This is a genomic window from Polaribacter atrinae, from assembly GCF_038023995.1.
GTDB classification, from domain to species: domain Bacteria; phylum Bacteroidota; class Bacteroidia; order Flavobacteriales; family Flavobacteriaceae; genus Polaribacter; species Polaribacter atrinae.
Genome location: NZ_CP150660.1, coordinates 2,592,613 through 2,615,293 on the forward strand (window position 1 = coordinate 2,592,613; position 22,681 = coordinate 2,615,293).

The 22,681-nt window shown below is 29.1% G+C and carries 25 protein-coding genes and 1 tRNA gene; 11 read left to right on the plus strand and 15 right to left on the minus strand.

Annotated features, from left to right (window positions below):
• Nucleotides 1-29: 29 nt before the first annotated feature.
• The 3 genes from WG945_RS11370 (at nt 30) to WG945_RS11380 (ending at nt 1,957) form a co-directional block, all read left to right on the plus strand.
• A complete protein-coding gene (locus tag WG945_RS11370; RefSeq protein WP_068449080.1) occupies nt 30-425 on the plus strand; it encodes a hypothetical protein in 396 nt (131 codons plus the stop codon).
• Nucleotides 426-515: 90 nt separating this feature from the next.
• Nucleotides 516-1,604 carry a hypothetical protein gene (locus WG945_RS11375; protein WP_068449082.1) on the plus strand — a complete coding sequence of 363 codons (1,089 nt, stop codon included), beginning with the start codon at nt 516-518 and terminating at the stop codon, nt 1,602-1,604.
• A gap of 32 nt (nt 1,605-1,636) precedes the next feature.
• Nucleotides 1,637-1,957, plus strand: coding sequence for a hypothetical protein (locus tag WG945_RS11380; RefSeq protein WP_394364775.1), 321 nt, complete (start codon nt 1,637-1,639; stop codon nt 1,955-1,957).
• 190 nt (nt 1,958-2,147) lie between these two features.
• Here the strand turns inward: WG945_RS11380 and WG945_RS11385 are convergent, their stop codons facing one another.
• From WG945_RS11385 to WG945_RS11405, 5 genes are read right to left on the minus strand one after another with little or no spacing between them, the layout of a single operon-like run.
• A complete protein-coding gene (locus tag WG945_RS11385; protein WP_068449088.1) occupies nt 2,148-3,008 on the minus strand; it encodes an SIR2 family protein in 861 nt (286 codons plus the stop codon).
• Nucleotides 3,009-3,013: 5 nt separating this feature from the next.
• Nucleotides 3,014-4,048: a DUF262 domain-containing protein gene (locus tag WG945_RS11390; protein WP_068449089.1), complete on the minus strand. Its 1,035-nt coding sequence runs from the start codon at nt 4,046-4,048 to the stop codon at nt 3,014-3,016.
• Between the two features lie 6 nt (nt 4,049-4,054).
• Complete coding sequence (locus tag WG945_RS11395) at nt 4,055-5,182, minus strand: phosphoadenosine phosphosulfate reductase family protein (RefSeq protein ID WP_068449091.1); 1,128 nt, start codon at nt 5,180-5,182, stop codon at nt 4,055-4,057.
• Between the two features lie 2 nt (nt 5,183-5,184).
• A complete protein-coding gene (locus tag WG945_RS11400) occupies nt 5,185-8,409 on the minus strand; it encodes an ATP-binding protein (RefSeq protein ID WP_068449093.1) in 3,225 nt (1,074 codons plus the stop codon).
• Nucleotides 8,396-9,295: a DUF4007 family protein gene (locus tag WG945_RS11405; protein ID WP_068449095.1), complete on the minus strand. Its 900-nt coding sequence runs from the start codon at nt 9,293-9,295 to the stop codon at nt 8,396-8,398. The genes WG945_RS11400 and WG945_RS11405 overlap by 14 nt, the downstream gene beginning before the upstream one ends.
• 136 nt (nt 9,296-9,431) lie before the next feature.
• Between WG945_RS11405 and WG945_RS11410 the strand changes: the two genes are divergently transcribed.
• Nucleotides 9,432-9,602 (plus strand): hypothetical protein, encoded by a 171-nt coding sequence (locus WG945_RS11410; RefSeq protein ID WP_197482068.1) that lies wholly within the window; start codon nt 9,432-9,434, stop codon nt 9,600-9,602.
• Nucleotides 9,603-9,694: 92 nt separating this feature from the next.
• On the opposite strand, the gene WG945_RS11415 is transcribed toward WG945_RS11410, so the two are convergent.
• Nucleotides 9,695-9,779, minus strand: a tRNA-Leu gene (locus WG945_RS11415).
• A 124-nt stretch (nt 9,780-9,903) separates the two neighbouring features.
• Here WG945_RS11415 and WG945_RS11420 point away from each other — a divergent pair.
• The 4 genes from WG945_RS11420 to WG945_RS11435 all read left to right on the plus strand — a co-directional run bounded on the left by WG945_RS11420 (nt 9,904) and on the right by WG945_RS11435 (nt 12,919).
• Nucleotides 9,904-10,845: a ribose-phosphate pyrophosphokinase gene (locus WG945_RS11420; RefSeq protein ID WP_068449097.1), complete on the plus strand. Its 942-nt coding sequence runs from the start codon at nt 9,904-9,906 to the stop codon at nt 10,843-10,845.
• A 19-nt stretch (nt 10,846-10,864) separates the two neighbouring features.
• A complete protein-coding gene (locus WG945_RS11425; protein ID WP_068449102.1) occupies nt 10,865-11,467 on the plus strand; it encodes a 50S ribosomal protein L25/general stress protein Ctc in 603 nt (200 codons plus the stop codon).
• A 177-nt stretch (nt 11,468-11,644) separates the two neighbouring features.
• The gene (gene pth / locus WG945_RS11430) at nt 11,645-12,211 is read left to right on the plus strand and encodes an aminoacyl-tRNA hydrolase (RefSeq protein ID WP_082864211.1); all 567 of its coding nucleotides are present in this window, start codon (nt 11,645-11,647) and stop codon (nt 12,209-12,211) included.
• Between the two features lie 300 nt (nt 12,212-12,511).
• Nucleotides 12,512-12,919 carry a hypothetical protein gene (locus tag WG945_RS11435; protein ID WP_068449107.1) on the plus strand — a complete coding sequence of 136 codons (408 nt, stop codon included), beginning with the start codon at nt 12,512-12,514 and terminating at the stop codon, nt 12,917-12,919.
• Nucleotides 12,920-12,990: 71 nt separating this feature from the next.
• Here WG945_RS11435 and WG945_RS11440 read toward each other — a convergent pair whose 3' ends face one another.
• The 8 genes from WG945_RS11440 to lysM all read right to left on the minus strand — a co-directional run bounded on the left by WG945_RS11440 (nt 12,991) and on the right by lysM (nt 19,837).
• Nucleotides 12,991-13,440 carry a 6-pyruvoyl trahydropterin synthase family protein gene (locus WG945_RS11440; protein ID WP_068449109.1) on the minus strand — a complete coding sequence of 150 codons (450 nt, stop codon included), beginning with the start codon at nt 13,438-13,440 and terminating at the stop codon, nt 12,991-12,993.
• 194 nt (nt 13,441-13,634) lie between these two features.
• The gene (locus tag WG945_RS11445; protein ID WP_068449111.1) at nt 13,635-15,134 is read right to left on the minus strand and encodes a GH3 auxin-responsive promoter family protein; all 1,500 of its coding nucleotides are present in this window, start codon (nt 15,132-15,134) and stop codon (nt 13,635-13,637) included.
• Complete coding sequence (locus WG945_RS11450; RefSeq protein ID WP_068449113.1) at nt 15,134-16,000, minus strand: M23 family metallopeptidase; 867 nt, start codon at nt 15,998-16,000, stop codon at nt 15,134-15,136. The genes WG945_RS11445 and WG945_RS11450 overlap by 1 nt, the downstream gene beginning before the upstream one ends.
• An 85-nt stretch (nt 16,001-16,085) precedes the next feature.
• Complete coding sequence (gene nadD / locus WG945_RS11455; RefSeq protein WP_068449117.1) at nt 16,086-16,670, minus strand: nicotinate (nicotinamide) nucleotide adenylyltransferase; 585 nt, start codon at nt 16,668-16,670, stop codon at nt 16,086-16,088.
• Nucleotides 16,671-16,753: 83 nt separating this feature from the next.
• Complete coding sequence (gene gmk / locus WG945_RS11460) at nt 16,754-17,347, minus strand: guanylate kinase (protein ID WP_068449119.1); 594 nt, start codon at nt 17,345-17,347, stop codon at nt 16,754-16,756.
• Nucleotides 17,348-17,442: 95 nt separating this feature from the next.
• Nucleotides 17,443-18,297 carry a YicC family protein gene (locus WG945_RS11465; protein ID WP_068449384.1) on the minus strand — a complete coding sequence of 285 codons (855 nt, stop codon included), beginning with the start codon at nt 18,295-18,297 and terminating at the stop codon, nt 17,443-17,445.
• A gap of 48 nt (nt 18,298-18,345) precedes the next feature.
• On the minus strand, nt 18,346-19,242 hold the full coding sequence (locus WG945_RS11470) for a DMT family transporter (RefSeq protein ID WP_068449386.1): 897 nt from the start codon (nt 19,240-19,242) through the stop codon (nt 18,346-18,348).
• Between the two features lie 124 nt (nt 19,243-19,366).
• A complete protein-coding gene (lysM, locus tag WG945_RS11475; RefSeq protein ID WP_068449121.1) occupies nt 19,367-19,837 on the minus strand; it encodes a peptidoglycan-binding protein LysM in 471 nt (156 codons plus the stop codon).
• Nucleotides 19,838-19,933: 96 nt separating this feature from the next.
• On the opposite strand from lysM, the gene upp reads away from it, so the two are divergent.
• Nucleotides 19,934-20,587 carry a uracil phosphoribosyltransferase gene (gene upp, locus WG945_RS11480; protein WP_068449123.1) on the plus strand — a complete coding sequence of 218 codons (654 nt, stop codon included), beginning with the start codon at nt 19,934-19,936 and terminating at the stop codon, nt 20,585-20,587.
• Here the strand turns inward: upp and WG945_RS11485 are convergent.
• The gene (locus WG945_RS11485; RefSeq protein ID WP_068449125.1) at nt 20,577-21,512 is read right to left on the minus strand and encodes a DUF6427 family protein; all 936 of its coding nucleotides are present in this window, start codon (nt 21,510-21,512) and stop codon (nt 20,577-20,579) included. The two genes, upp and WG945_RS11485, sit on opposite strands and share 11 nt — an antisense overlap.
• 41 nt (nt 21,513-21,553) lie before the next feature.
• On the opposite strand from WG945_RS11485, the gene WG945_RS11490 reads away from it, so the two are divergent.
• Both WG945_RS11490 and trmB read left to right on the plus strand, forming a co-directional pair.
• On the plus strand, nt 21,554-21,775 hold the full coding sequence (locus WG945_RS11490; RefSeq protein WP_068449127.1) for a DUF6341 family protein: 222 nt from the start codon (nt 21,554-21,556) through the stop codon (nt 21,773-21,775).
• A 9-nt stretch (nt 21,776-21,784) separates the two neighbouring features.
• Nucleotides 21,785-22,456, plus strand: coding sequence for a tRNA (guanosine(46)-N7)-methyltransferase TrmB (gene trmB, locus WG945_RS11495; protein ID WP_068449129.1), 672 nt, complete (start codon nt 21,785-21,787; stop codon nt 22,454-22,456).
• Nucleotides 22,457-22,681: the final 225 nt, after the last annotated feature.

The following is a 22,681-nucleotide window of genomic DNA, read 5'->3' on the forward strand; positions in this document are numbered from 1 at the left end:
TTATATAAATTAAATAATTGAAAATAATAATGGATATTAAAGATTTTGTAGATAATCTAAAAAGAGATAAAGCACGAGGAGAGCTAGCTCCTCATCAAATTATTTTATTAATTTCTTTACATAAGTTATATTTAGAAAATAAATCTAATGTAATTGAAACAATCGATTTAATGGATGTTTTTAGTAAGACCTGGAAAGAACATCAATATGGTTTTGAAACTAAAAATTGCAACCTAGGAATGCCTTTAAAAGTGTTTGTAAATAGAGGATATTTAGAAATTGATATTAAAGAAGATATTAAAGATTTTAGAAGCAAAACTGAGCTTAAATCTAAAATAACTGAAATAAAAATTAATCAAGTCTTATTTCAATTATTTAAAAACACTGAGCTTTCTAATTATCTAATAACAAAAATCAGCTCGTAGGACTATAAATTAATATATTATCTAAACATTAAATGAATAATCATTTAATTATAAAGTAGTTAGCGATAATTTTAAAACGCTTTACTCCCAATGAAAAAAACAAATGACGAATTGCATGATAGAATAAAAGAAACTTGTCATTCTTTTTCGTTCATTATGGAACGCTATGGAGAAAATTATTTTAAAATTTTTACTGGAGAAATTGATGGCTTAACATTATTTTTAAATCTTGAAGAAGAGAAAATAAGTTTTTATTTTCTGGTTAGAACTCAAGATGTAGTCTATAACGGAGATAGAAGTGATATACATATTGTAATTAGCTTAATGTTAGCAAGTTTCTTGAAAATAAAAGCTAAAATTTCCTGTTCAATTTTTGATATTGCACACCCATGTATTGATGATGAAATTTGGGGGAGATATATTTATCCAGAACAATATAAAGAATCATCTAACGGTAATATAGAATTTATTGAGACTTTAATAAAATATTTGTTCGAATGGAGATCCTCTTTTTGGGGATTAATTGGTTGTCCATGTGAAGAGTGCATGACAGAAGAAAATTTAATAAACGAAAGAGGTTATGACGTTGAATCAAGTCTTATTGTATACACAACCAAAATCTCTCGATATAATATTGGAAGCAGAATTAAACCCTCATACTCTATCGTTTATGATATAGACAATGATTTAACGATAATAAAGTCAAATTCTTTAATAGATTACCTATCCAATATAATTAAATTTTTTAATTATAAACCTCAAAAAATTAATGGAATTAATGGTGAAATATTAATTGATTCAAACACATATAATTTTGCTAAATACGATGCTATTAGAGAAATTGAAGAAGTGTCAAAATCTTTAAACAGTAATAAATCTAATAAAATTAACAAATTCATAGTTATTGAGAATTTTATTATTAACATAAGAGCTGATTATATAATAGCAAAGAGTATAGATTCTGGATTAATTGCCTTTAAAGAAGAAAAAGAATTAATAAAAGAACGTCACAATCTTGAATCATCAATATTATTTCCAATTCCTGTTTTCGAATGGATAAAAAATCCATGTCCCACTCAATTTGAGTTATTAATAAAAAGTCTTCTTGAACGTGATGTGAAGGTTAAAAGAGTACGTGTTGCTGCACCTACTTTTCAGGGGATAAAGGACGGGATTTAATAATTGACTGGGAAATAGTAAAAGAAAGTTTTATTAAAAATATTCCACCTGTTCAAATATTAAAAATAGTTGGTCAGTGTAAAGCAAGTAATGGTTCTGTTGGTAAAGGTAAAGTCCAAGATATTAGAGATACAATAGAAAATCATGATGCAGCTGGTTTTTTTCTTGCAGTGAGCACTCAAATAACAAATCCACTTACCGAAGCATTAGAGAAATTAAATGAGAAACAACTATGGTCTGATTGGTGGAACCGAGATGATATTGAGTTCAGGCTAAATCAAAATCAAGATTTAATACCTAAATTTGATAAAGTTTTGAATATTAAGAAAACTATAAAATTTGTAGACGAATAAAAAACTACCGCAAAAACGTTAATGTTTCTTTCCTATAATACCTAATCGATACAATTAAAGTTTATTTTCAATAAGCTTTAAAGGACAAAAAATATGATAAATTAAGTGTTACTTATTTAAAAATGATTATATATTATAAATATGAAAAGCTAATAGCATTTGTATTTATTTGCAAATTCCTTGCATTAAGTTAACTACTAATTTTAACTTTCAATACATCTATATACTCTTTGATTTCCGCATGATTACCAGAATGATTTTCGTAAATTATAGTTTGTATTTTAAAATCCTCAAAAAATCGTTTTTGTATAATTGGATTAGCCTTGTCCTTGCTAATTAAAAGATAATGTATTGGACCTCCTCCTGAATAAGACTCATGCAAATAATCTAATAATAAATTGAATTCAGGGTCTGTCATAGATGTACCAACAAAAAAAACAGATTTTGTAGAAAAAATAGACTGCAAGATACTCTTATATCCTATTTCTCTATAAAGAGTTTTTCTATAATCTCGTTGAGATAATATAATCCCCTGAACATCTGAAAATGCATCACCATGAGCCTTCAAAACAAAAAACTTCTCTTTCCAATAGTTATTAGCAATTTCTCTGCTTTGACTATATGTAAATGTTGGAGGCGGATACCCATTTAATTTAGTGTATGTGTTTTCAATAAGTCTATCGTAATTAGATGTTAGAATAATATTTGATTTAACCTTCAAGATAGATTCCATTGTGGGTGTAGGTTTAATATCTGGTTGTCCAAAAATTGATTCTATATAATTATAAAAAATACTACCTAGCTCACTTTTTAACTCTTCAGCTAACAAAAGAAAATTATTTCCATCTTTTAAAAGCTTTTTATATTCTCTTATCTTATCTTCTCCACACCATGGTTGCTTTGATGCCAAATCAATTAAATCAGAAATTAATTTTCCCCAACTCGGCAAACCTGCATCCATTGAAATGCCTGCTCCAATAAAAAATATACTAGATTTTTTTTTAAAACTCTCCAACATTTCAGATGGGAAATGGTCATCGGTAAAAGCCATATTTATTAATTTAAATATTTTAAAAACATATTATCAAAAACTTTTGCTCTTTCATCAATACTATCACTTAAAGATCCGGATCTATCATAGTTTACTATATAACTATATAAGTTTATTGATTGTTGAGTTTTTTCACCTGCTAACTTCTTCAAATTATCCTTTTCTTTTAATCTATTCTCCTCAAATTTATTAAATTCTAATTTGAAATCAGCTACATTAAAACTTTTGTTCCCAATATTTCTAAATAAAAACCAAAAAATATCAATAAATGTAAACTTATTGACTATTCGTTTACCTCCTGAATGATCAATGTCGTAAATTAAATCAAGAACTTTATCAACTTTTCTTAAATCAGTAAGACTGACATTAATTGATTTATCTAAATAAAATCTTTCAATTAATCCTCCTTTGAGGTCATCAGAATTATTGTAGAACATTAAACAAAAAACATGTGCCAAGTAATCTTGATGTTTAAATCTCTTTTTAGAAATTTTACATTTATCAAAAAAATTATGGTTCAAAACAATACTTTCAATATGTTTGCCAGCAGAGCTTATGATAGCGTTCCTCTTTTCAGCCGCATTTAAAGTAATTCCTTCCTGTAATCTTCCAAATAGAACTCTAACCTCATCTTCACTACAATCCTCAATAATTGAAATTGTTATTTCTGAATCTAAAATTTTATCTTGCAATACAGATGGTAATTCATCAAATTTTTTACCTCCAACTATTTCATCACCTATTTTACCAACTTGAAGTCCCTTAATGCTTTTATTTATTAATTTAAAATCACCGTCATGAAAATTAAATATAGCTGTTAGACGCTGTTGTCCATCTGCTACTTCATAATCATGAAGTTTATTGCTGACAACCCTTAAATAAATTTTAGGAACATCTATACCTCTTAATAGAGAATCAATCAATAATGCTTCCTTTTCAGTAGTCCATACTTTTCCTCTTTGGTATTCAGGTTGTTCATTAATTTTATCCCTTCTTTTTATTAAAGTTGAGATTTTCCAATTTGTAACTTTTATCCTCATAATAATTTAAATAAAACAACTAGCGCAACCTTCTCCTTCTGCCTCAAGAATATCGTCTTGCCAAGATTGTCCAGTTCTAGATTTTTTCTTTTGTCTATTCATTCTTAAGAAGTGTTCTTTCTTTATAGAAGCAACACGTTCTGGTTTTTCTAAGTCTTCTAAACGTTCAGCCATCCAGCTATAACCTTCTTTTTCATATTCTATAGCTTTGGCGTATAATTCAGGATGCTGTTCTAGTAACCAAACCCACTCAATTTTTTGTTGGTAAAAACAGAAAAAGCAACCAGATCTACTTCTAGAGTAAGTTCCTTTTTTTATTTCACCATCAATCTCTACTTGATATTCTATTGGTTTATAATAAGCAGGAATACCCACTCCAGATTCTTCAAGAATCTGAAAAACATCATCTAAACCAATGATTTCATCATTTTCAATTAAAGGAAACTCATTTAACTTACCAATTGGATAATCTGTGGTCTTCAAAAATTCAAAAACAACTTTATTAAACAGTTTTAAATCTACATCCATTAAAGCGTTTAGCTTTTGTGTTTGTGTAAACTTTGGAGAAATAAGCTGTTCAACGTATTGCAATGCATTAGGCAACACATTTTTATTAGCATATTCTTGATAGTACGCTTTAACCATTTCCATATTAGAATTGATTAAAAGCTTTTTTATAACATCCTCACTCCATATGTTTTTTCTAAAAGGAAAAATAGTTTGAATGTTTTCTTTTTTGGAAATGTAACCCTCCCTGTTTTCGTCACCTCTAATGCCAACGTAAGATATTGTTGGCTCGTCGCTTACATAAGTTTCAAAAGGCTGTAGTTTCATCTTATTAGTACACCATCTAGCAGTTGCAGAAGGTAGATAACCACCATACATTGCTAAAAAATGATCAAAAGGATTTTTCATTGGAGAATTATCCTCATCCATGGATTTATATAATTCTATATCTCGTCCTAAAACAGAATTAAGTCTACCTATTAAATCATAAGTTTCTTTTAGCTCCTTTCCTGTATCGCAAGTGTAATATTCTATATCAAGTTCAGGATATTTTTGACTCATATAAATAGATAATGCAGCACTATCCTTACCTCCAGAAATACCCAATAAATGTTTCACCTTCGCCATAATTAAATATTCATTTCTTTAGACAGCAATTCTACCAAAAGTTCTTTTCTTTTAGTTTCATCCAACTGACTAATTGTTTCACTAATTTTATCTTTTATTGAAGTGAATTCTTTGGAGGTGTTTGTGTTTACAACCAATTTATCATCAACATACTCACCTGTTTCACCGAAAAATCGGATTGAATATAAAGTTCCTTTATCAGAATTTTTATTAAAGTTACGAATTTCGGATGCTTTTATTAAACCTAAAGACAAATCTTTTATAGTATTAACTAACAAAGGTTCTTCTTCGTCTAGCAGTTCTTCTAATCCTTTTCCTAAAGCAACATCTGCAACAGATTTAATCCAACTTACTCTATCGTCTAAAGGAGAAATTAAACGTCTGTAAAAAACATTTTGAACTTTTCCTAAAGTTGCTGGGTTAATATCACTAATCTTAGATTGGATTTCTTTTTTATAAGTTTCAAATTCTAGTGATGAGCCATAGAAAGCATCGATAATTACCTTCTCAATTCTATTTAATAATTCATCATAAGCATTACGGATTTCTCTTATTGCATCTTGAATGTGATTTGTAAACGAATTAAGAACTTCTTCGTCTTCTTTTATAGATAACGAATGAAAGCCTAATGCTGTTGGGAATAAATTAAATAAAGCGTCTTCAGGGTCTTTAGAAGTTAATATAGCTTCTCTTAGTTTAGTTGCTTTACTTGATAATTTATCTGTTTTAAGGGTGTAGTTGTTTAATCCTCTTTGAAACCTTAAGAAATTTCCAAATATAGACAAGAAAGTAGATTGAGTTCCTTTTGAATTTGAATCTCCAATTTGAACTAACTCTTTGTAGCTTTCAAGTAAATTAACTTTTAAACCAGAAACATCGTAACTTTTAATTAAGAAATCTTGAGGTTTTTTATAAATTAAATCAATAGTATCTTCGGTTATAAATGGAACAAAACCACCATTAGAGTGAAATAATGCGTAGTCTTCCTTTTTCGCAATTAAAAACATTGGAATCCAGTAGTTTATAAGTCCTTTCTTAAGCTTATAAGGACTTTGTTCTAACAGTTCATAAAATTCTAATAGGTTTCTTTTATTAGACAAAGAACTATTTAAAAACGATTCAGATTCATTCCAAAGCTGATATAGATTTGAGTTTCTGTTTGGTTTACTCAACTCGTAATATCCTAATTTATTATTTTTTTGATGTATGCCCGACTCCTTTAACAAGCTTATATAAATAGCTTTTTGAGGAGGGAATTTTTCATCAGGAAAACCTAAGTTTTCAAGATGTTCATTCTCTAATAGTGCTCTTATTAGATATTTTCTTGCCGTATTTATAGGTGTACTTAAGAATTCTTTATTAATAAGTTCATTATTAAAAACAGGTGTCTTGTGGTAAATTTTATAACAAATTTCTGTTAACCACTCATACAATTTATGCTTGCTAACGATATCTTCTGTTTTACCATCATTAATCCAAACATTCTTATCATTATTAAACAATTGATTAATTGCAAGGTTTTTTAGTTGTTGTATATGAAACTCTCTTTCTGAATTCAAAAGTTTTAATGCATTTCTGTCATCTTGATGTTTCTCTAATAGTTTGTTGAATTTAAGAATCATCAATACTTCGTTTCTAATCTGGCTAGAATTTTTGTATAATACAAAAACATTAGAAATGTAATTTTTTGATTTTTTCTTAATGTCAGAAATTTTAATATCATCAAATACTAAATTAATATACCCGTCAATTACTCCTTCAGCTTCTGAAAGCTCATTATAGTTGTCAAATACTTTATATTCAAAAAATCTTCGAGTACCAGTTTCAAAAGAATACTTTTTAACAAGTAACATAGGTAGATCTACTAGATTCTTTATTTCACTTGAAATAGAAAAATCAGGATTAATCTCTTTACTTACAGTTATCAATTCTTGTTCTAAGTCAATATCTGTGCCTTCTAAAAAATTGATTTTATTACTATGCTTGTAAAACCTAATTATCCCTGTTTTTTCAAGTCTGTCTAGAATTGAATTTATATCAACCTTTCTAGTTAGTTTAAAGTATCTAGAAATAAAAGCTTTATCAAAAAGCCCACCTACTTTAGAGAAAATATTTACTAAACCAATAGTTTTAATAACCTCAGAAACCTGTTTATAATCATCTTCAAAAGCTAATTCGGCTCTTTCAAGAGCTCTAAATGTAGTTAGCCATTGTGATCTATGTGGGTTATCTGAGCTATTAATTTCTGTAGATAGCGTATTTACTAAGTAGTCATATACGTTAGAAACAGAATAAAAATTTTCTTTTAATTTTTTAATTGAATAATCAGTATCATCATTTAAAAAGGAAAATAATGATCTCTCATTTTGTCCATATCGTTGAAGAGAATTAACTAATACATTTGATGAAAGCCAATCTAAAGGATATAATGAATTACTTAATTCATCATTAACAAGCTTATTATGACTTACTAGGTTTGATGAGTAAATTAGTTTAAGTAAGTTTTTAAAATCTGACTTTACCTTTATGGGAATGTTAAATTCTTTCAGTTTTTTACTAGCAAAATAAATAAGCTGTTCTACTGGTTCATTAAACACTAAGTTTACAAATCTTCCTTTTACTTTTTCCCATTCTAATTTATCTTGATCAGATAAATTATTTCCGTAGCTTGAAAAATTTTGATGTAATGTTATGATGAAATAAGTTTCATTTAAATCATCGTTCGCCCACTCTGATATTTGTTGAATTAAAAATAATTCATCAGCTGATTCATTTTTAGAAGCATATTCCAAAAATTTCCCGAATTCATCAATTATTAGAACAATACCTTTCTTTTTTTTCGAAGCTTTTATTCTTCTTCTTTCTAAAGCTGAAATAATTTTAGAGCTATCTAAATCTCCCTTAAGTTTAAGTTCTTTTGCTAATATATTTAAAAGAGAGTCATTTTCTCCTATTATCTTTATAAACTCGTAATCAACAACACTACCTTCTTCTGGAGTTAAGTTATTAAAAAATAGTTGTTCTTTTTTTAAATTTTTCTCAAGCGCCCAAAGAAATGTTGATTTACCTGTTCCGTAATTACCAATTAAATTAAAAGATTTGTTTGCACCATAATTATTAACGAAAATTCTATCAAAAATCTCTTTCGTATTAGGTGTAACAACGTAATCTAATTGTTTAAACTCGTCCCTAACTATGTTAGTTGAAATATTATTAATGTACTCCATAATGGTTTCTCAACATATTGTTTTTAAACTCGTTTGAGTTGTTTTTAAATTGTAATTGTCTTACCCCTGCATCATCCTTATAAACAAATTGATTTTCTTCTTCACAAAGTTTATCTATTTGAATTTCTAATCCCTCGTTTGATAAACATAAGTAAGAACCAACTGTTTTTCTAATTCTATCAAAACTCACGGAGTTTTCATTTTCAAACTCATGTAACAAGCAGTAAGCGAAAATCTCACTTGAAATACTTTCTTGAATATTTCTGTTTAATCTGTAAACTGTTTGGTACACATCATTTTTTCTACCTGTATCAGCTACTAGATTTAAACTAAGTAAAGGAGTGTTGAAGTCATCTTCAATGGTCTTTTCATTTTTGACAGGAGAAACATATGTTCTAATGAAAACTTTAAAATCTGAATTGAATGTTTTTATTGCTATTTCCTTTTGGTCATTGTCAACAAGAATTCTATTTACGTAATTTAATATTTGATATTCAGAAAATTCTAAAGTGGCTTTATCTGAAAAGTAACGGGAAAATATAAGTTGAAAAATAGATGAATGATTGGTCTTGCATAAGTAGTACTGTAATAACCATAATGATCCCTCATTCTCTAAATACGGGTCTAATTCTTCTGTAAGAAAAAGCAAATTTGCAAACTCACTTAAAGTATCTTCTTTGTTTAAAATGCCAAAAGCTCTCAGCCAATGTTGAATAGATCTTACCATATTTTTACCCACTCCTAATAAAGGAATAGCGTTGTCAGTGCTAAATATGTTTTTAGATACCTGGTTATCAATAAGTTGAATCCCTTTTAATATCCACTGCTCTTTGCAGTGAAAGGTATCATGTCCTGAAAATCTTAAAGATTCTTGATTCGAAGTCATCAATTATTTATGTAAATTTGATTAAGTGTGCAATTTAATTAAATATGGATGAACTCCGCCATGTAGAAAGGATTTTTATAAATAAATCAGGAAAATGATACTAAATCACTGTTGTTTAATATTTTAAGGTTAAGTTATGAATGAGAATGAAAAATGGCTTTCGAGTAAAGAAACTCTAAAAAAGGTAAAAATTCAAAGTTGCGATTTAATGCATTATCGAATTCAGGGTAAGCTTGAGTTTAAAAAAAAGGGAAATGCATTTTTTTATTCTAAAGAGAGTTTAGAAAAAATATTTTCTAAGGATTAAGTAAAATAAGACTTGTTGTATCTAGTTTGTAGCCCTATAGGTAGCCCTAGTAATTAAAAAACCCTTTAAAAACAATGTTTTTAAAGGATTTTTGGTACTCAAGGCGGGAATCGAACCCGCACTTCCGAAAAAACTGGATTTTGAATCCAGCGCGTCTACCAATTCCGCCACTTGAGCAAAAATTTAATAAGACTGCAAATGTATAAAATTATTTTATTTTAAAGTGAAAAAATTAATTCGAAACTCAATAAATAATTTCTACTTTTGTAAACTTACAACAACACAACAAAAAAACAACTAAATGCCTACAAATCAATTAGCACCAAAACTTTTTGCCTGCAGACAAAGCACAGTTTTGGCAGAAAAGATTGCAAAAGAGTACAATACTACTTTAGGAAAAGTTAAAACAACCTACTTTAGTGACGGAGAATTTCAACCAGCTTTTGAAGAATCTGTTCGTGGAAGACGCGTTTTTATTATTGGATCTACGTTTCCGAATGCAGACAATTTAATGGAAATGTTATTAATGTTAGATGCTGCAAAAAGAGCATCTGCAAGACATATTACAGCGGTGATGCCATATTTTGGTTGGGCAAGACAAGATAGAAAAGATCAGCCAAGAGTTGCCATAGGAGCAAAATTAGTTGCTAATCTATTACAATCTGCAGGAGCAACTAGAATTATGACGATGGATTTACATGCAGACCAAATTCAAGGTTTCTTTGAAAAGCCAGTAGACCACTTATTTGCTTCTACTATTTTTATGCCTTACATCAATAGCTTAAAATTAGATAATTTAACAATAGCATCTCCAGATATGGGAGGTTCTAAAAGAGCATATGCATACTCTAAGCACTTACACTGTGATGTTGTTATTTGTTATAAACAACGTATTAAAGCTAATCAAATTGGTCACATGGAACTAATTGGAGACGTTAAAGGTAAGAATGTTATTTTAGTAGATGACATGATTGATACTGGAGGAACGTTAGCACATGCAGCAAATTTAATGATGGAAAGAGGAGCGTTAAGTGTACGAGCAATTTGTACGCACCCAATACTTTCTGGTGGTGCTTATGAGAAAATAGAAAACTCAGGATTAACAGAATTGATTGTTTCAGACACTATTCCGTTAAAAAAGGAGACTTCTAAAATAAAAGTGGTATCTTGCGCGCCATTATTTGCGGATGTTATGCATAAAGTGCAAGACAATACTTCAATTAGTGGACAATTTTTAATGTAAATAATTAATAAAAAAAGTAATGAAATCAATTACAATTAAAGGATCAAAAAGAGAAAGCGTAGGTAAAGTAGCAACTAAAGCCTTACGTAATGCTGGTATGGTTCCTTGCGTTATATACGGAGGAGAAAACCCAATACATTTTTCAGCAGAAGAAAAAGCATTTAAAAAGTTGGTATTCACTCCAAACGTTTATACAGCAAGTATTGATGTTGATGGACAAAAAATACCAGCGGTTTTACAAGACATTCAGTTTCACCCAGTAACAGACAAGATTATTCACGTAGATTTTTATCAATTATTTGATGATAAAGAAATTACAATGAAGATTCCTGTAAAATTAACTGGTACTTCTCCAGGAGTATTAAATGGTGGTTCTTTACGTTTTACAAACCGTAAATTAAGAGTAAAAGCTTTACCTGCTAACTTACCAGATTTTGTAACTGCAGATATTTCTAAATTAAAAATTGGAAATAAATTAGTAATAACATCTTTACCAACAGAAGGGTATACATTTATGCACCCAGACAATACAGTTGTTGTTCAAGTAAGAACATCTCGTAATGCTACTGTTTCTGCAGACGATGAAGATGAAGAAGAAGCTACAGAAGCTGCTGCAGAATAAATTATTTTGCACACATAAATTACAAAAAGCGTTACAAATTTGTAGCGCTTTTTTTTGCGCTTATAATTATAGTTAGGCAATCTAAATTTATTTAATTCTTCTTATTTTTGAAGAATGAATCTTACAAACTTTTTTTCTAAAATATTTGGTATTAAAGTTGAATCTAAAGGAGAGTTGATGAAGAAATTTTTAATTATTGGTTTAGGTAACATTGGTGAACAGTATGTAAATACACGTCATAATATTGGATTTAAAATTCTTGATGAGGTTGCAGCAGAATACAACGTAACTTTTGAGACTGAAAAGCTAGGTGATGTAGCTGCCTTTCGTTTTAAAGGAAGAACATTTATTTTACTAAAACCAAGTACATATATGAATTTAAGTGGAAAAGCAGTAAAATATTGGATGGATAAAGAAAATATATCTGTAGAAAATATTTTAGTAGTTACAGATGATATAAATATAGATTTTGGTGTAATTCGTGTAAAAGGAAAAGGTTCTGCTGGCGGACACAACGGTTTAAAAGATATTCAAGAAAAATTAAATACCCAACAATACGCTCGTTTTAGATTTGGAGTTGGTGGTAACTATGGTAGAGGTAGGCAAGTAGATTATGTGCTTGGTGAGTGGAATAAAGATGAAACTAGTGAGTTTATAGAGCGTTTGCCTACATCAGCAAAAGTAATTACCTCTTTTGGTACTGCAGGATTAAATAACACCATGAATACTTTTAATGGTAAGTAAGTAAGTAAGTAAGTAAGTAAGTAAGTAAGTAAGTAAGTAAGTAAGTAAGTAAGTAAGTAAGTAAGTAATATTTTCTTTAGTGAGTTAAAACTTAATTCATTTAATTTATTACTATATAAACATACTTTCTTTATTTTTTTATGACAAATAGTTATGACACTTAAGAAGCATAATATTTTTTATGATTAAATTATTGATATGTAGTTGTTTAAAATATTGTGTTTAAAGTAATTTTTTTAAGACGCAACCTTTCAAAGATATTAACATCTTAAGGGTATAATCTTAAAAACAAATTATAGAATGAAAACTTCAATTAAATTTTTATCAGTTTTATTTATTACAGCTATTCTTGCAACTTCATGTAGTGATGATAAAGACGATAATTTAGAGCCAGTAGCACATAGTGTCGTAATTACAGCAAACCCTACTACTGTTATTACAGGTGATGCTACTGTTGAATTATCTACAGAAATCACAGATCTAGATGCTACTACACCTGCGCCAACTTATACTTATAAATGGTATAAAAGTGCTACAGAGACAGAAGATGGAGATGTTATTGAAGGTGCTACAGAGAGTATGTATACAACGCCAGATGCAACAACTTTAACAATAGGTTCGCATTACTATTATGTAGAAGTAGAAGATGGAACTTCTAATGCGTTTAACCCTGTTAAAAGCAATGTTATTACAGTGGTAGTAAATTAAATATAATTCAAAAAAAAGAGCCAATATTATTTATTAATATTGGCTCTTTTTTTTAATCAAAATTTAAGTATTTAGTTTTCGCTTGCATACCATTCTGCAAAACTAGAATCTGTTTCTTGCAGTTTTATAGCGTGAAGTTTGATATTTTCTGGCAATCTATTTTTAATTTTTTTAGCAAAATCTATTACCATCATTTCACTGGTTGGTTGGTAATCTACCAATAATACATGATGTCCTCGATCTATTAATTCTTTAGCCAAATCTACATGTGGTGTGTTTTTGTTAAAAACGGTTGCATGGTCAAAAATATCTACAATTTCTTCGTTTACAATCTTTTTTAAATCACCAAAATCAATGACCATTCCAAATTTTACATTGGTACTGTCTTTAATTGGAGTTCCAGAGACTGTTACAGAAAGTTTGTAAGAATGCCCGTGTACGTTCTTACATTTACCATCATAACCATATAAGGCGTGGCCTGTTTCAAAACTAAATTGTTTTGTAATTCTAATTGTACTCATTTGTATTTTTTATGAATCCGTCATTACGAGGAAGAATAACGAAGGAATCTGTTTTTATAATTAGATTGCTTCATTCTTCGCTATGACAAAAAAAATTAACGTCTGTTTCTAAATTTATTGTAAAAGTATACAATAACCAAAGCTATTGCTAATCCTAAAAATAAAAAATCTCCTCCCATTTTGTTTGTATTTTATTACTCCTTAATTAAAAAATTATTTAAAACATCAGCAATTTTTCTATTATCAGATAATTGCGGAATCTTATTTTGTCCTCCAAATTTACCAATAGATTTCATATATTCATGAAAACCACCTTTTTTCACTTTTCTTATCACCAAAGGACGTAAAACTTTTCCTTCAATTAAATCGATATAATAAATGTTTTGAGCCTGCATAGAAGCATCAATCTTAGCTGCAAAATCTTCTAAGTTTTCTGGTTCGTTTTCAAACTCTATAAACCACTCATGATACGGTAAACCACTTTCTGGACTTACTTGTGGCGCTACCGTAAATTCGCTAATATTTATATCTGTCCCTTTAATAGAGTCATTTAGTGCTTTTTCTACTTCTTTACCAATAACGTGTTCGCCAAAGGCGGATATAAAATGTTTGATTCTTCCGGTAACTTTAATTCGATAAGGTTTTGTTGATGTAAACTCTACAGTATCACCAATATTATAACCCCAAAGACCCGCTGTTGTATTTAAAATGATGGCATAGTTAACACCCATTTTTACATCTTTTAAAGAAATTCTTGTTGGGTTTTCATCAAAAAACTCGGTTGCAGGAATAAACTCATAAAAAATACCAGAATCTAATTGTAGCAACATTCCTTTTTCTGTCTGAGAATCTTGGTACGCTATAAACCCTTCGGATGCAGGATATAGTTCTATATAATCAATATTTTTACCAATTAAACTTTCGAACTTATTTTTATAAGGCTCAAAATTAACGCCTCCATAAATGAAGAAATTAAAATTTGGAAACAATTCTGAAACTGATTTCCCTGTTTTTTCAATTAACTTTTCGAAATACATTTGTACCCAAGAAGGAATTCCGCTAATTACAGACATATCTTCATTAATGGTTTCTTCTACAATAGCATTTACTTTGGTATCCCAATCTTCTATACAGTTGGTTTCCCAACTTGGTAACCTGTTTTTTAATAAATATTGCGGAACATAATGTGCTACAATTCCGCTTAATCTACCCAGTTTCACACCATTTTTATCACTTAAAACAGGACTTCCTTGTAAGAATATCATTTTTCCATCAACAAAACTTGCGTCATTTTTTTCTTTGATATAAAATAACAAAGCATTTCTTGCTGCTTTAATATGCGTTGGCATAGAATCTTTGGTAATCGGAATAAATTTTGCTCCAGAGGTTGTGCCTGAAGTTTTTGCAAAATAAAGTGGTTTTCCTGTCCAAAGAACATCAGATTCTCCGGCTACAATTCTATCTACATAAGGTCTTAAACCTTCATAATCTGTAACTTTAACCTCTTTTTTAAAATCTTGATAACTGGTAATGGTAGAAAAATTATGATCTTTTCCAAAAGCTGTTTTACTTCCTTTAGAAATTAAGTTTTTAAAAACTTTTTCTTGAGTTTTGTGTGGGTTATTGGCCCATTTGTAGACTTTTTTTGTTGCTATTTTAGCAAACGGAATTGCAAAAAATGACTTGATGCTCATTATTTAAAATCTATAAAATTTGTTGGGTTTACGGCATAACCACCGCTCCAAAGTTCAAAATGTAAATGAGGTCCTGTTGTTAGCTCTCCTGTAGATCCTACAGTAGCAATTGCTTCACCAGATTTTACAAAGTCTCCTTGTTCTTTTAATAAGTTTCCGTTGTGTTTGTAAACAGAAATATAATCTTTATCATGCTTTAAAATGATTACATAGCCTGTTTCTGTAGTCCAGCCAGAAAAAATAACAGTACCATCTGCAGTTGCTTTAATTGGTGTTCCGCTTTTTGCGGTAATATCTACAGCAAAGTGTTTAGAAGTAGCATCAAAAACTTGAGATATTGTACCGTTTAACGGAGCAAAAAAGACCACTTTAACATTGCTTTTTGCATTTTGTTCAATAGAAAACAACGTTTCACTTTCTACTTTTTCTCTAAATAAAGAATCTTCTTTTGTAGCAGCTAATTCACTATCGTCTATAAAACGATGTCTTGCTTCTGCTTGTATAGAGTCTATACTTTCTGGTTGTATTTCTCCTGTTAAAACAGGTCTTAATGCTTTTGTGTAGTTTTCTAAGACGGCTAATTTAATTTTTAAAGAATCTGCTTCAAAAGTTAAATTGGCTGCTTTTCTTTTTAATGCAGTAGAAGAGTAACCAGGAATATACTCTTTTAAGGGAGTAAATGCAATTAATAAAATGGTGCCAGCTATTAATAATATAGAAAAAAAACCACCCAAGACAAATACATTTAATCTTGATAGTTTTAATGAAAAACGTTCCTCAAAAGTGTCTTCATTTAAAACAACCAATCTGTATTTATCAGTTAGTTTTTGTTTAAGTTTTCCCTTTTTTTTATCTTTTTTAGCCACAAATATTTATTTGATGTTTAGCAAATATACAACGAAACCCTCACACAGCTTATTATGTCTATGAACGATATAAATATAATTTAACTTATTTATTGTAAAAGTTCATTTCATCTATGTAGTCCCAAACTTCTTTAGGTAGAAGAGGTTGTATGTTCTTTCTGTCTTTTATACCTTTTCTTATCATGGTAGATGATATTTGTACAATAGGAGCGTCTACTTTATGAATTTTAGGATGGTTTTTAAATTGATCATCCATAACACCATCAGCAATTCTTGGGTATACATAAATGTGATGATGTTCTAAAATTGTTTCATAATTTTTCCATTTATGTAAACTTTTTAGATTGTCTTCACCCATAATTAAACAGAATTCTTTGTTTGGGTGTACTTCAGAAATATGAGCTAACGTATGAATAGTGTAGTTAGGTTGTGGTAAATTAAACTCAATATCAGACGGATTAATTTTCTGGTAATTGGCAGTTGCTCTATAAATCATTTCAAAACGCTCATGATTATCTAATAAAGAGCTTTTTTTCTTAAACGGATTGTGAGGTGTAACAACCATCCAGATTTCATCTAAATCTGAATTTTCTACCATGTGATTGGCTATAATTAAATGTCCAATATGCATGGGGTTAAACGTGCCAAAATATAAACCTATTTTACTCATATTTTTTTAAAGATATTAGAAGAGAGATATAAAACTAGAGCTTTTTTACGCTTCTATAGTCTTATATTTCTTTTCTTGTTTCTTTATTTTTTATTTTGTTCTAACCCTAAAAAATCACTCATTAAATCTTCTGCTTCTTTTAAAGCATCTTCTAAAATGTAATTTTTTATAATTTTATCAAACTGAGGTGCTGTTGCCAATTCTACAGAGGCTTTTGCAATACGCATGTTTATTTTGTCTTCACTTTCTGTAGAACGTTTTTTTAAACGAATTTTTAATTCATCTACACTTGGTGGTTTTACAAAAACAGACAAGGTTTCTTTTGGGAATTTGTGTTTAATTCTTAATCCACCAACAACATCAATATCAAAAATAACATGTTTTTTTAAGGCCCAAATTCTTTCTACTTCCGTTTTTAAAGTTCCGTAAAAGTTATCTCTGTAAACTTCTTCCCATTCTAAAAATTCATCACTTTTAATTTTATCTTTAAATTCTCTTAAATTGATAAAATAATAATCTTTACCATCTATTTCTTCTCCTCTAGGTTCTCTAGAAGTAGCAGAGATAGAGAACTCTAAATTAAACCGTTCTTGTTTTAATAAGTGACGTACAATGGTTGTTTTACCTGAACCAGAAGGTGCTGAAAAAACGAATAATTTTCCTTTAAAATCTGACATATATTTTAGTATTTGTCATGCTGAACTTGTTTCAGCATCTTTAATAATTTGAGTATTGTAATAACCACAAGGATTTAGAAACCTTGCAGAAAACTTTACAATACGTTTAAAATTTGCTCTTTAATTTGTTCTAATTCGTTTTTCATTTGAATTACTGCTTTTTGCATTGGTGCAAAATTAGCTTTAGAACCTGTAGTGTTTATTTCTCGTCCCATTTCTTGAACAATAAATCCTAATTTTTTACCATTAGAATCTTCAGAATCCATTGTTTGTAGAAAATAATCTAAGTGATTTGCTAAACGAACTTTTTCTTCATTAATATCTAATTTTTCTAGATAATAAATCAATTCTTGTTCAAAACGATTTTCATCTGTATCTACTTTTAAATCGTCGATAGCCTTTTTTAAACGTGTTTTAACGTTTTCTACTCTATCTCCATCCAAAGCTTTTACTTCTTCTAAATAGGTTTTAATATTGGCAATTCTTTCTTTAAAATCTATTTCTAAAGAAGCAGCTTCATCAATTCTATATTGTACAATGTCTTTAATGGCAATATCTACACTTTGGTTGATAAGATTCCATTCGTTTTCATCTAATTCTTCTCGTTCTGTTTTTAAAGCGTCTGGCATTCTTACGGCCATTTTCAATAATTCAACATCATCTGTAGTCCCTGTTTGTACAACGTTTCTTAGTTGTTGCATGTATTCTTTTACAACCCCGTGATTTATAGTTGTAGAAGTTTCATCTGCAGTCATTTCCACAAAAATTGAAAAATCTACTTTACCACGAACTAAGGCGCTTGCTAGTTTTTTACGAACTGCTAATTCTTTCTCTTTATAATAAGAAGGAATACGAACGTTTAAATCGAGGTTTTTACTGTTTAAAGATTTAATTTCTATGGTTACTTTTTTAGTAGGTAATTGTAATACAGACTTGCCATAACCAGTCATAGATTGAATCATAAAATCAACATTTTAGATGAGGAGCAAATATAGTTTTTATTTAGGAGAATTTTCTACTTGCCTGGTTACTAAATATACACCACAAAAGATTAGTAATGTTGCTCCTATTTTAATATAATTTAAAGAATCGCTCCCAATAATTAATGCGTAAATTGTAGCGATTACAGGTTGTAAATAAGTAAAAACACTAACTGTTGTAGGTTTTAATTTTGATAAACCGTACAAATTAAAAAGATAGGTAATACAAGAAGTAAAAACAATTACATAACCAATGTTCCAATAAATATTAGTTGGTATTTCTTGCCAAATAATTTCTGTAAATTCTCCGTAACCAAAAGGGATAATAAATAGTAAACCTAATAAGTAGAGCCATTTAACAAGAGTAATAGGATGGTATTTTGCAATTAAGTTTTTAGAGATAACTAAATACAAACCATAAGAAGTTGCATTTACAAATACTAAAAAGTTTCCCCAATTGCTATTTGTAGCACTAGAGTCTGATGAATTTCCGTAAGTAATAAGTAATACGGTACCTATTAAACCAATAATAATTCCTAAAATTCTTTGCTTACCAATTGGTTTTCTAATTAAGATGCTAGAAAAAATTAACACCATAATTGGTGATGTTACCATTATAACAGAAGCACTAATTGGTGTAGTTAAACTTAAACCTTTAAAAAAGGATAGCATATTTAAACCAATACCAAAAAGGGCAGTTAATCCTATTTTTTTATAATCTTGTTTTTCTATTTTTTGTGATTTAATAAATAAACCAAGAATCCAAAAAATAGCAGTTGCACCCATAACTCTTATTAAGATAAAACCGTAAGGTTTTACATAAGTAGGCATTACTTCTTTAGCGATGGTATAGTTAAGTCCATAAATTATCGTAGCTATAGAAACGGCAATTAATGCTAATGTTCTTTGGTTTATTTTCAAGATAAAAAATTCTAGTGTTCGCCTGCAAAGTTGAGGATAAAATTTAATTTAGAGTATAAAAAAAGAGTTTCAAATATATTTTGAAACTCTTTTAAGGTTTGGTTTGTTGATTTTTAATTTAATCGACTAATGGTGGTATTCTTAAAACTTGACCAGGATAAATTTTATCTGGGTGTGATAACATTGGTTTGTTTGCTTCAAAAATAACAGGGTATTTCATTGCGTTACCATAATATGTTTTAGCAATTTTACCTAAAGTATCCCCGCTTTCTACTGTATGAAATTGAGCCATTGCAGCTTCTTCAATTACCTCTATTTCTGCAACCGTTAAATTGTCTTCTACAGTAGCAACACCATTGGTGTTACCTACTACTAAAACTACTTTTTCTTTTGTTGCTAAGTCTGCCGTTTCTCCCCAAAGTTTTACAGCATCATCTTCTACTTCTATACCTAAATCTGTAACTTCTAAATTTAAAGCGGTAATAGCATTTCTTAATTGTTCAGATTTATCTGCGTTTTCTTCTTCTGTAGTTTTTCCAATGCCAAAAACTTTTGCTCCTGCATTTTTAATGAATGAAAAAATTCCCATTTTTTAGTTTTTTTTGTTAATATTTAATCTTTTGTGTACTTGCAAGATACAAATTTATACAATTGCTTTACATTTGTTATTCTAAAATTATTTACAATGATTATTCACCACCTACAAGAAAAAAACTCTATTCTTAACAAATTTATAGCAGAAATTAGAGATGTAAAAATTCAAAAAGATTCACTTCGTTTTAGAAGAAATATAGAAAGAATTGGTGAGGTTTTGGGCTATGAATTAAGTAAAAAACTTTCTTATAAAAATGTTTCTATTGAAACTCCTTTAGGTAAAAAGACAGAACAATTATCTAATAACGATGTGGTTTTATGTTCCATCTTAAGAGCAGGTTTACCTTTGCATCAAGGAGTGTTAAATTATTTTGATGATGCAGAAAACGCTTTTATTTCAGCATATCGTCATCATCCAAATAATAGTGTAGAATCTGAAATTGTAGTAGAGTATTTTGCAGCTCCATCTATTGAAAATAAAACATTATTATTGTTAGATCCTATGTTGGCAACAGGCCAATCTTTAGTGTCTGTTTATGAGGCGATAAAGAAACAAGGAACACCTGTAGAAATTCATATTTTAGTGGTTATTGCTTCTAAAGAAGGAATTGAGTTTATTAGAGATAAATTTCCGGAAAATACACATTTATGGATTGCCGCTATAGATGATGACTTAAACAGTAAAGGATATATTGTTCCTGGTTTAGGAGATGCTGGAGATTTAGCTTTTGGAACTAAATTATAACCAAGAAAAAAGTTAGAATTGTACCTATTAAGAGTAATCCTGATAGAATATTTTTAACAATCATTTTTTCGATTACCTCAAATCCATTTGCAATAATAATAGATGCTGGTATCATTAAAAAAACAATTTCAGAACCATTCTTGTTGCTAATCATTAATGCAAAAACAACAGCAATAATTGAGTTCAGGATTAAAATAATCCAGCTTTTCTTAAAAGAATTATTCACAGATAATGCCTTAGGAGATTTTAAAAATATAGAACTGATCGTTAATAAAAGGACTGTTCCAAAAATCCAAAGAGTGGTGTCTTTTGCATAAATAAATACGCTATTTATATTATTAAAAATAAAAAGTTGCTTAAACTCTTCGCCAGAATCATACCAAAACAAGTACGCAAAATAGATAATTAAGGGAGAAATAAATCCAATAATTGGAGTTAGTAAAGTATGGAAAGAAACTTTTTTTCTCAATAGAATAGAAGTGTATATTAGAATGAGAAAAATCAAGGAAAAAGGGTTCAGAATAAAAAGTATACCTAACCAAAAACCACTATCAAATAATTTCTGAATCACCTTTTTATGAGAACGCAAGCTGTATATTTTTCTTAAAAATAGAAGATAAATTATTAGTGTTATCAAGGTGTTAACCGCAAGCAGCTTAGGAATAAAAAGAATACTTGTTAATATAAAAAGGAAGAACGCATAAGAGTGGTCAAACGTTAATTTATTTTTTGAGACGATAAAATTGTAAAAGAAGAAAACAATTAAAAAGAGTCCTAAAAAAGAGGTGTTTTCTAGGGCTTTAAGCCAAGTGAAATTACCTGTTAATAAGTTAGAAAAAATGGTAATCATAAAGAAGCAAAAAAAGAGTCCAAAATAGACTATAAAATTGATTGGTTTAGATTTCTCTAAAAAATTGGCTAGCATCGTTTCTTTTGTTATTTTTGCAGCGTAAAGATAATTAAGTTATGATAGCAAGCAATATTTTTAGATGGATTGGTAGTTTATTTACCGATTTATTATTTACGCCATTCCATTGGTTACGTTTAAGTGTAGCACATGCAGATTTTGGTTGGTGGATTTCTAATGCAGTAAACTGGGGATTTCTAGTAGTTTTATTATGTTTATTCGCATATTGGATGGGGCAAACTCTTAAGTTTAAGAGAGAAGGAACAGAAGATAAAGCTTAAAATAATAATTTGGGAAGCAAAAACAAACTAAAACGTTTCAAAGAAAATGAAACGTTTAAAAATGTCATTCAGCCAACTAGAGAAGAAGTAGTAACAGATTTTTCTCATAAAGGTAAGTGGCATTCTTTTTTTGGTAACAACAATCCTATTGTTGTAGAGTTAGGGTGTGGTAAAGGAGAATATACCATTGCTTTAGCTAGAAAAAATCCGGATAAGAATTTTATTGGTATTGATATAAAAGGCGCTCGTTTTTGGAGAGGTGCAAAGACTGCTATAGAAGAAAATCTAGATAATGTGGCTTTTGTAAGAACTCAAATTGAGTTGGTCGATTTTATTTTTGCCGAAAATGAAGTTTCAGAAATTTGGATCACCTTCCCAGATCCACAAATTAAGTATCAACGCACAAAACATCGAATGACCAATTCTAGTTTTATGAAAAAATACCATCATATTCTTAATGAAGAAGGAATTATGAATCTAAAAACAGATTCAGAATTTATGCATGGTTATACTTTAGGTTTGTTGCATGGTGAGGGACATGAAATTTTATACGCAAACCATACTGTGTATAAAAATGAAGGAGCACCAAAAGAAGTGACAGAAACACAGACTTTTTACGAAAAGCAATATTTAGAAGTAAATAAACCTATTACTTACATTAAGTTTAGATTAAAATATTAATTTTTTTCATTCCTAAAATGGATATTTTTTAGGTGATTAAAGAATTTATTAGGTATAATAAAAAACTAGTATTCATTTTAATGAGTACTAGTTTTTTATTTCCAATTACTAACATTCATTAAAACGCTCTACTGTCATTCCGAAATGAGCTTTTTTTAGGCGATTGAGGAATCTCATTACCATATAATTGTAAGTTCTTATTTTTAACTCCGTGAATCTTTGTTT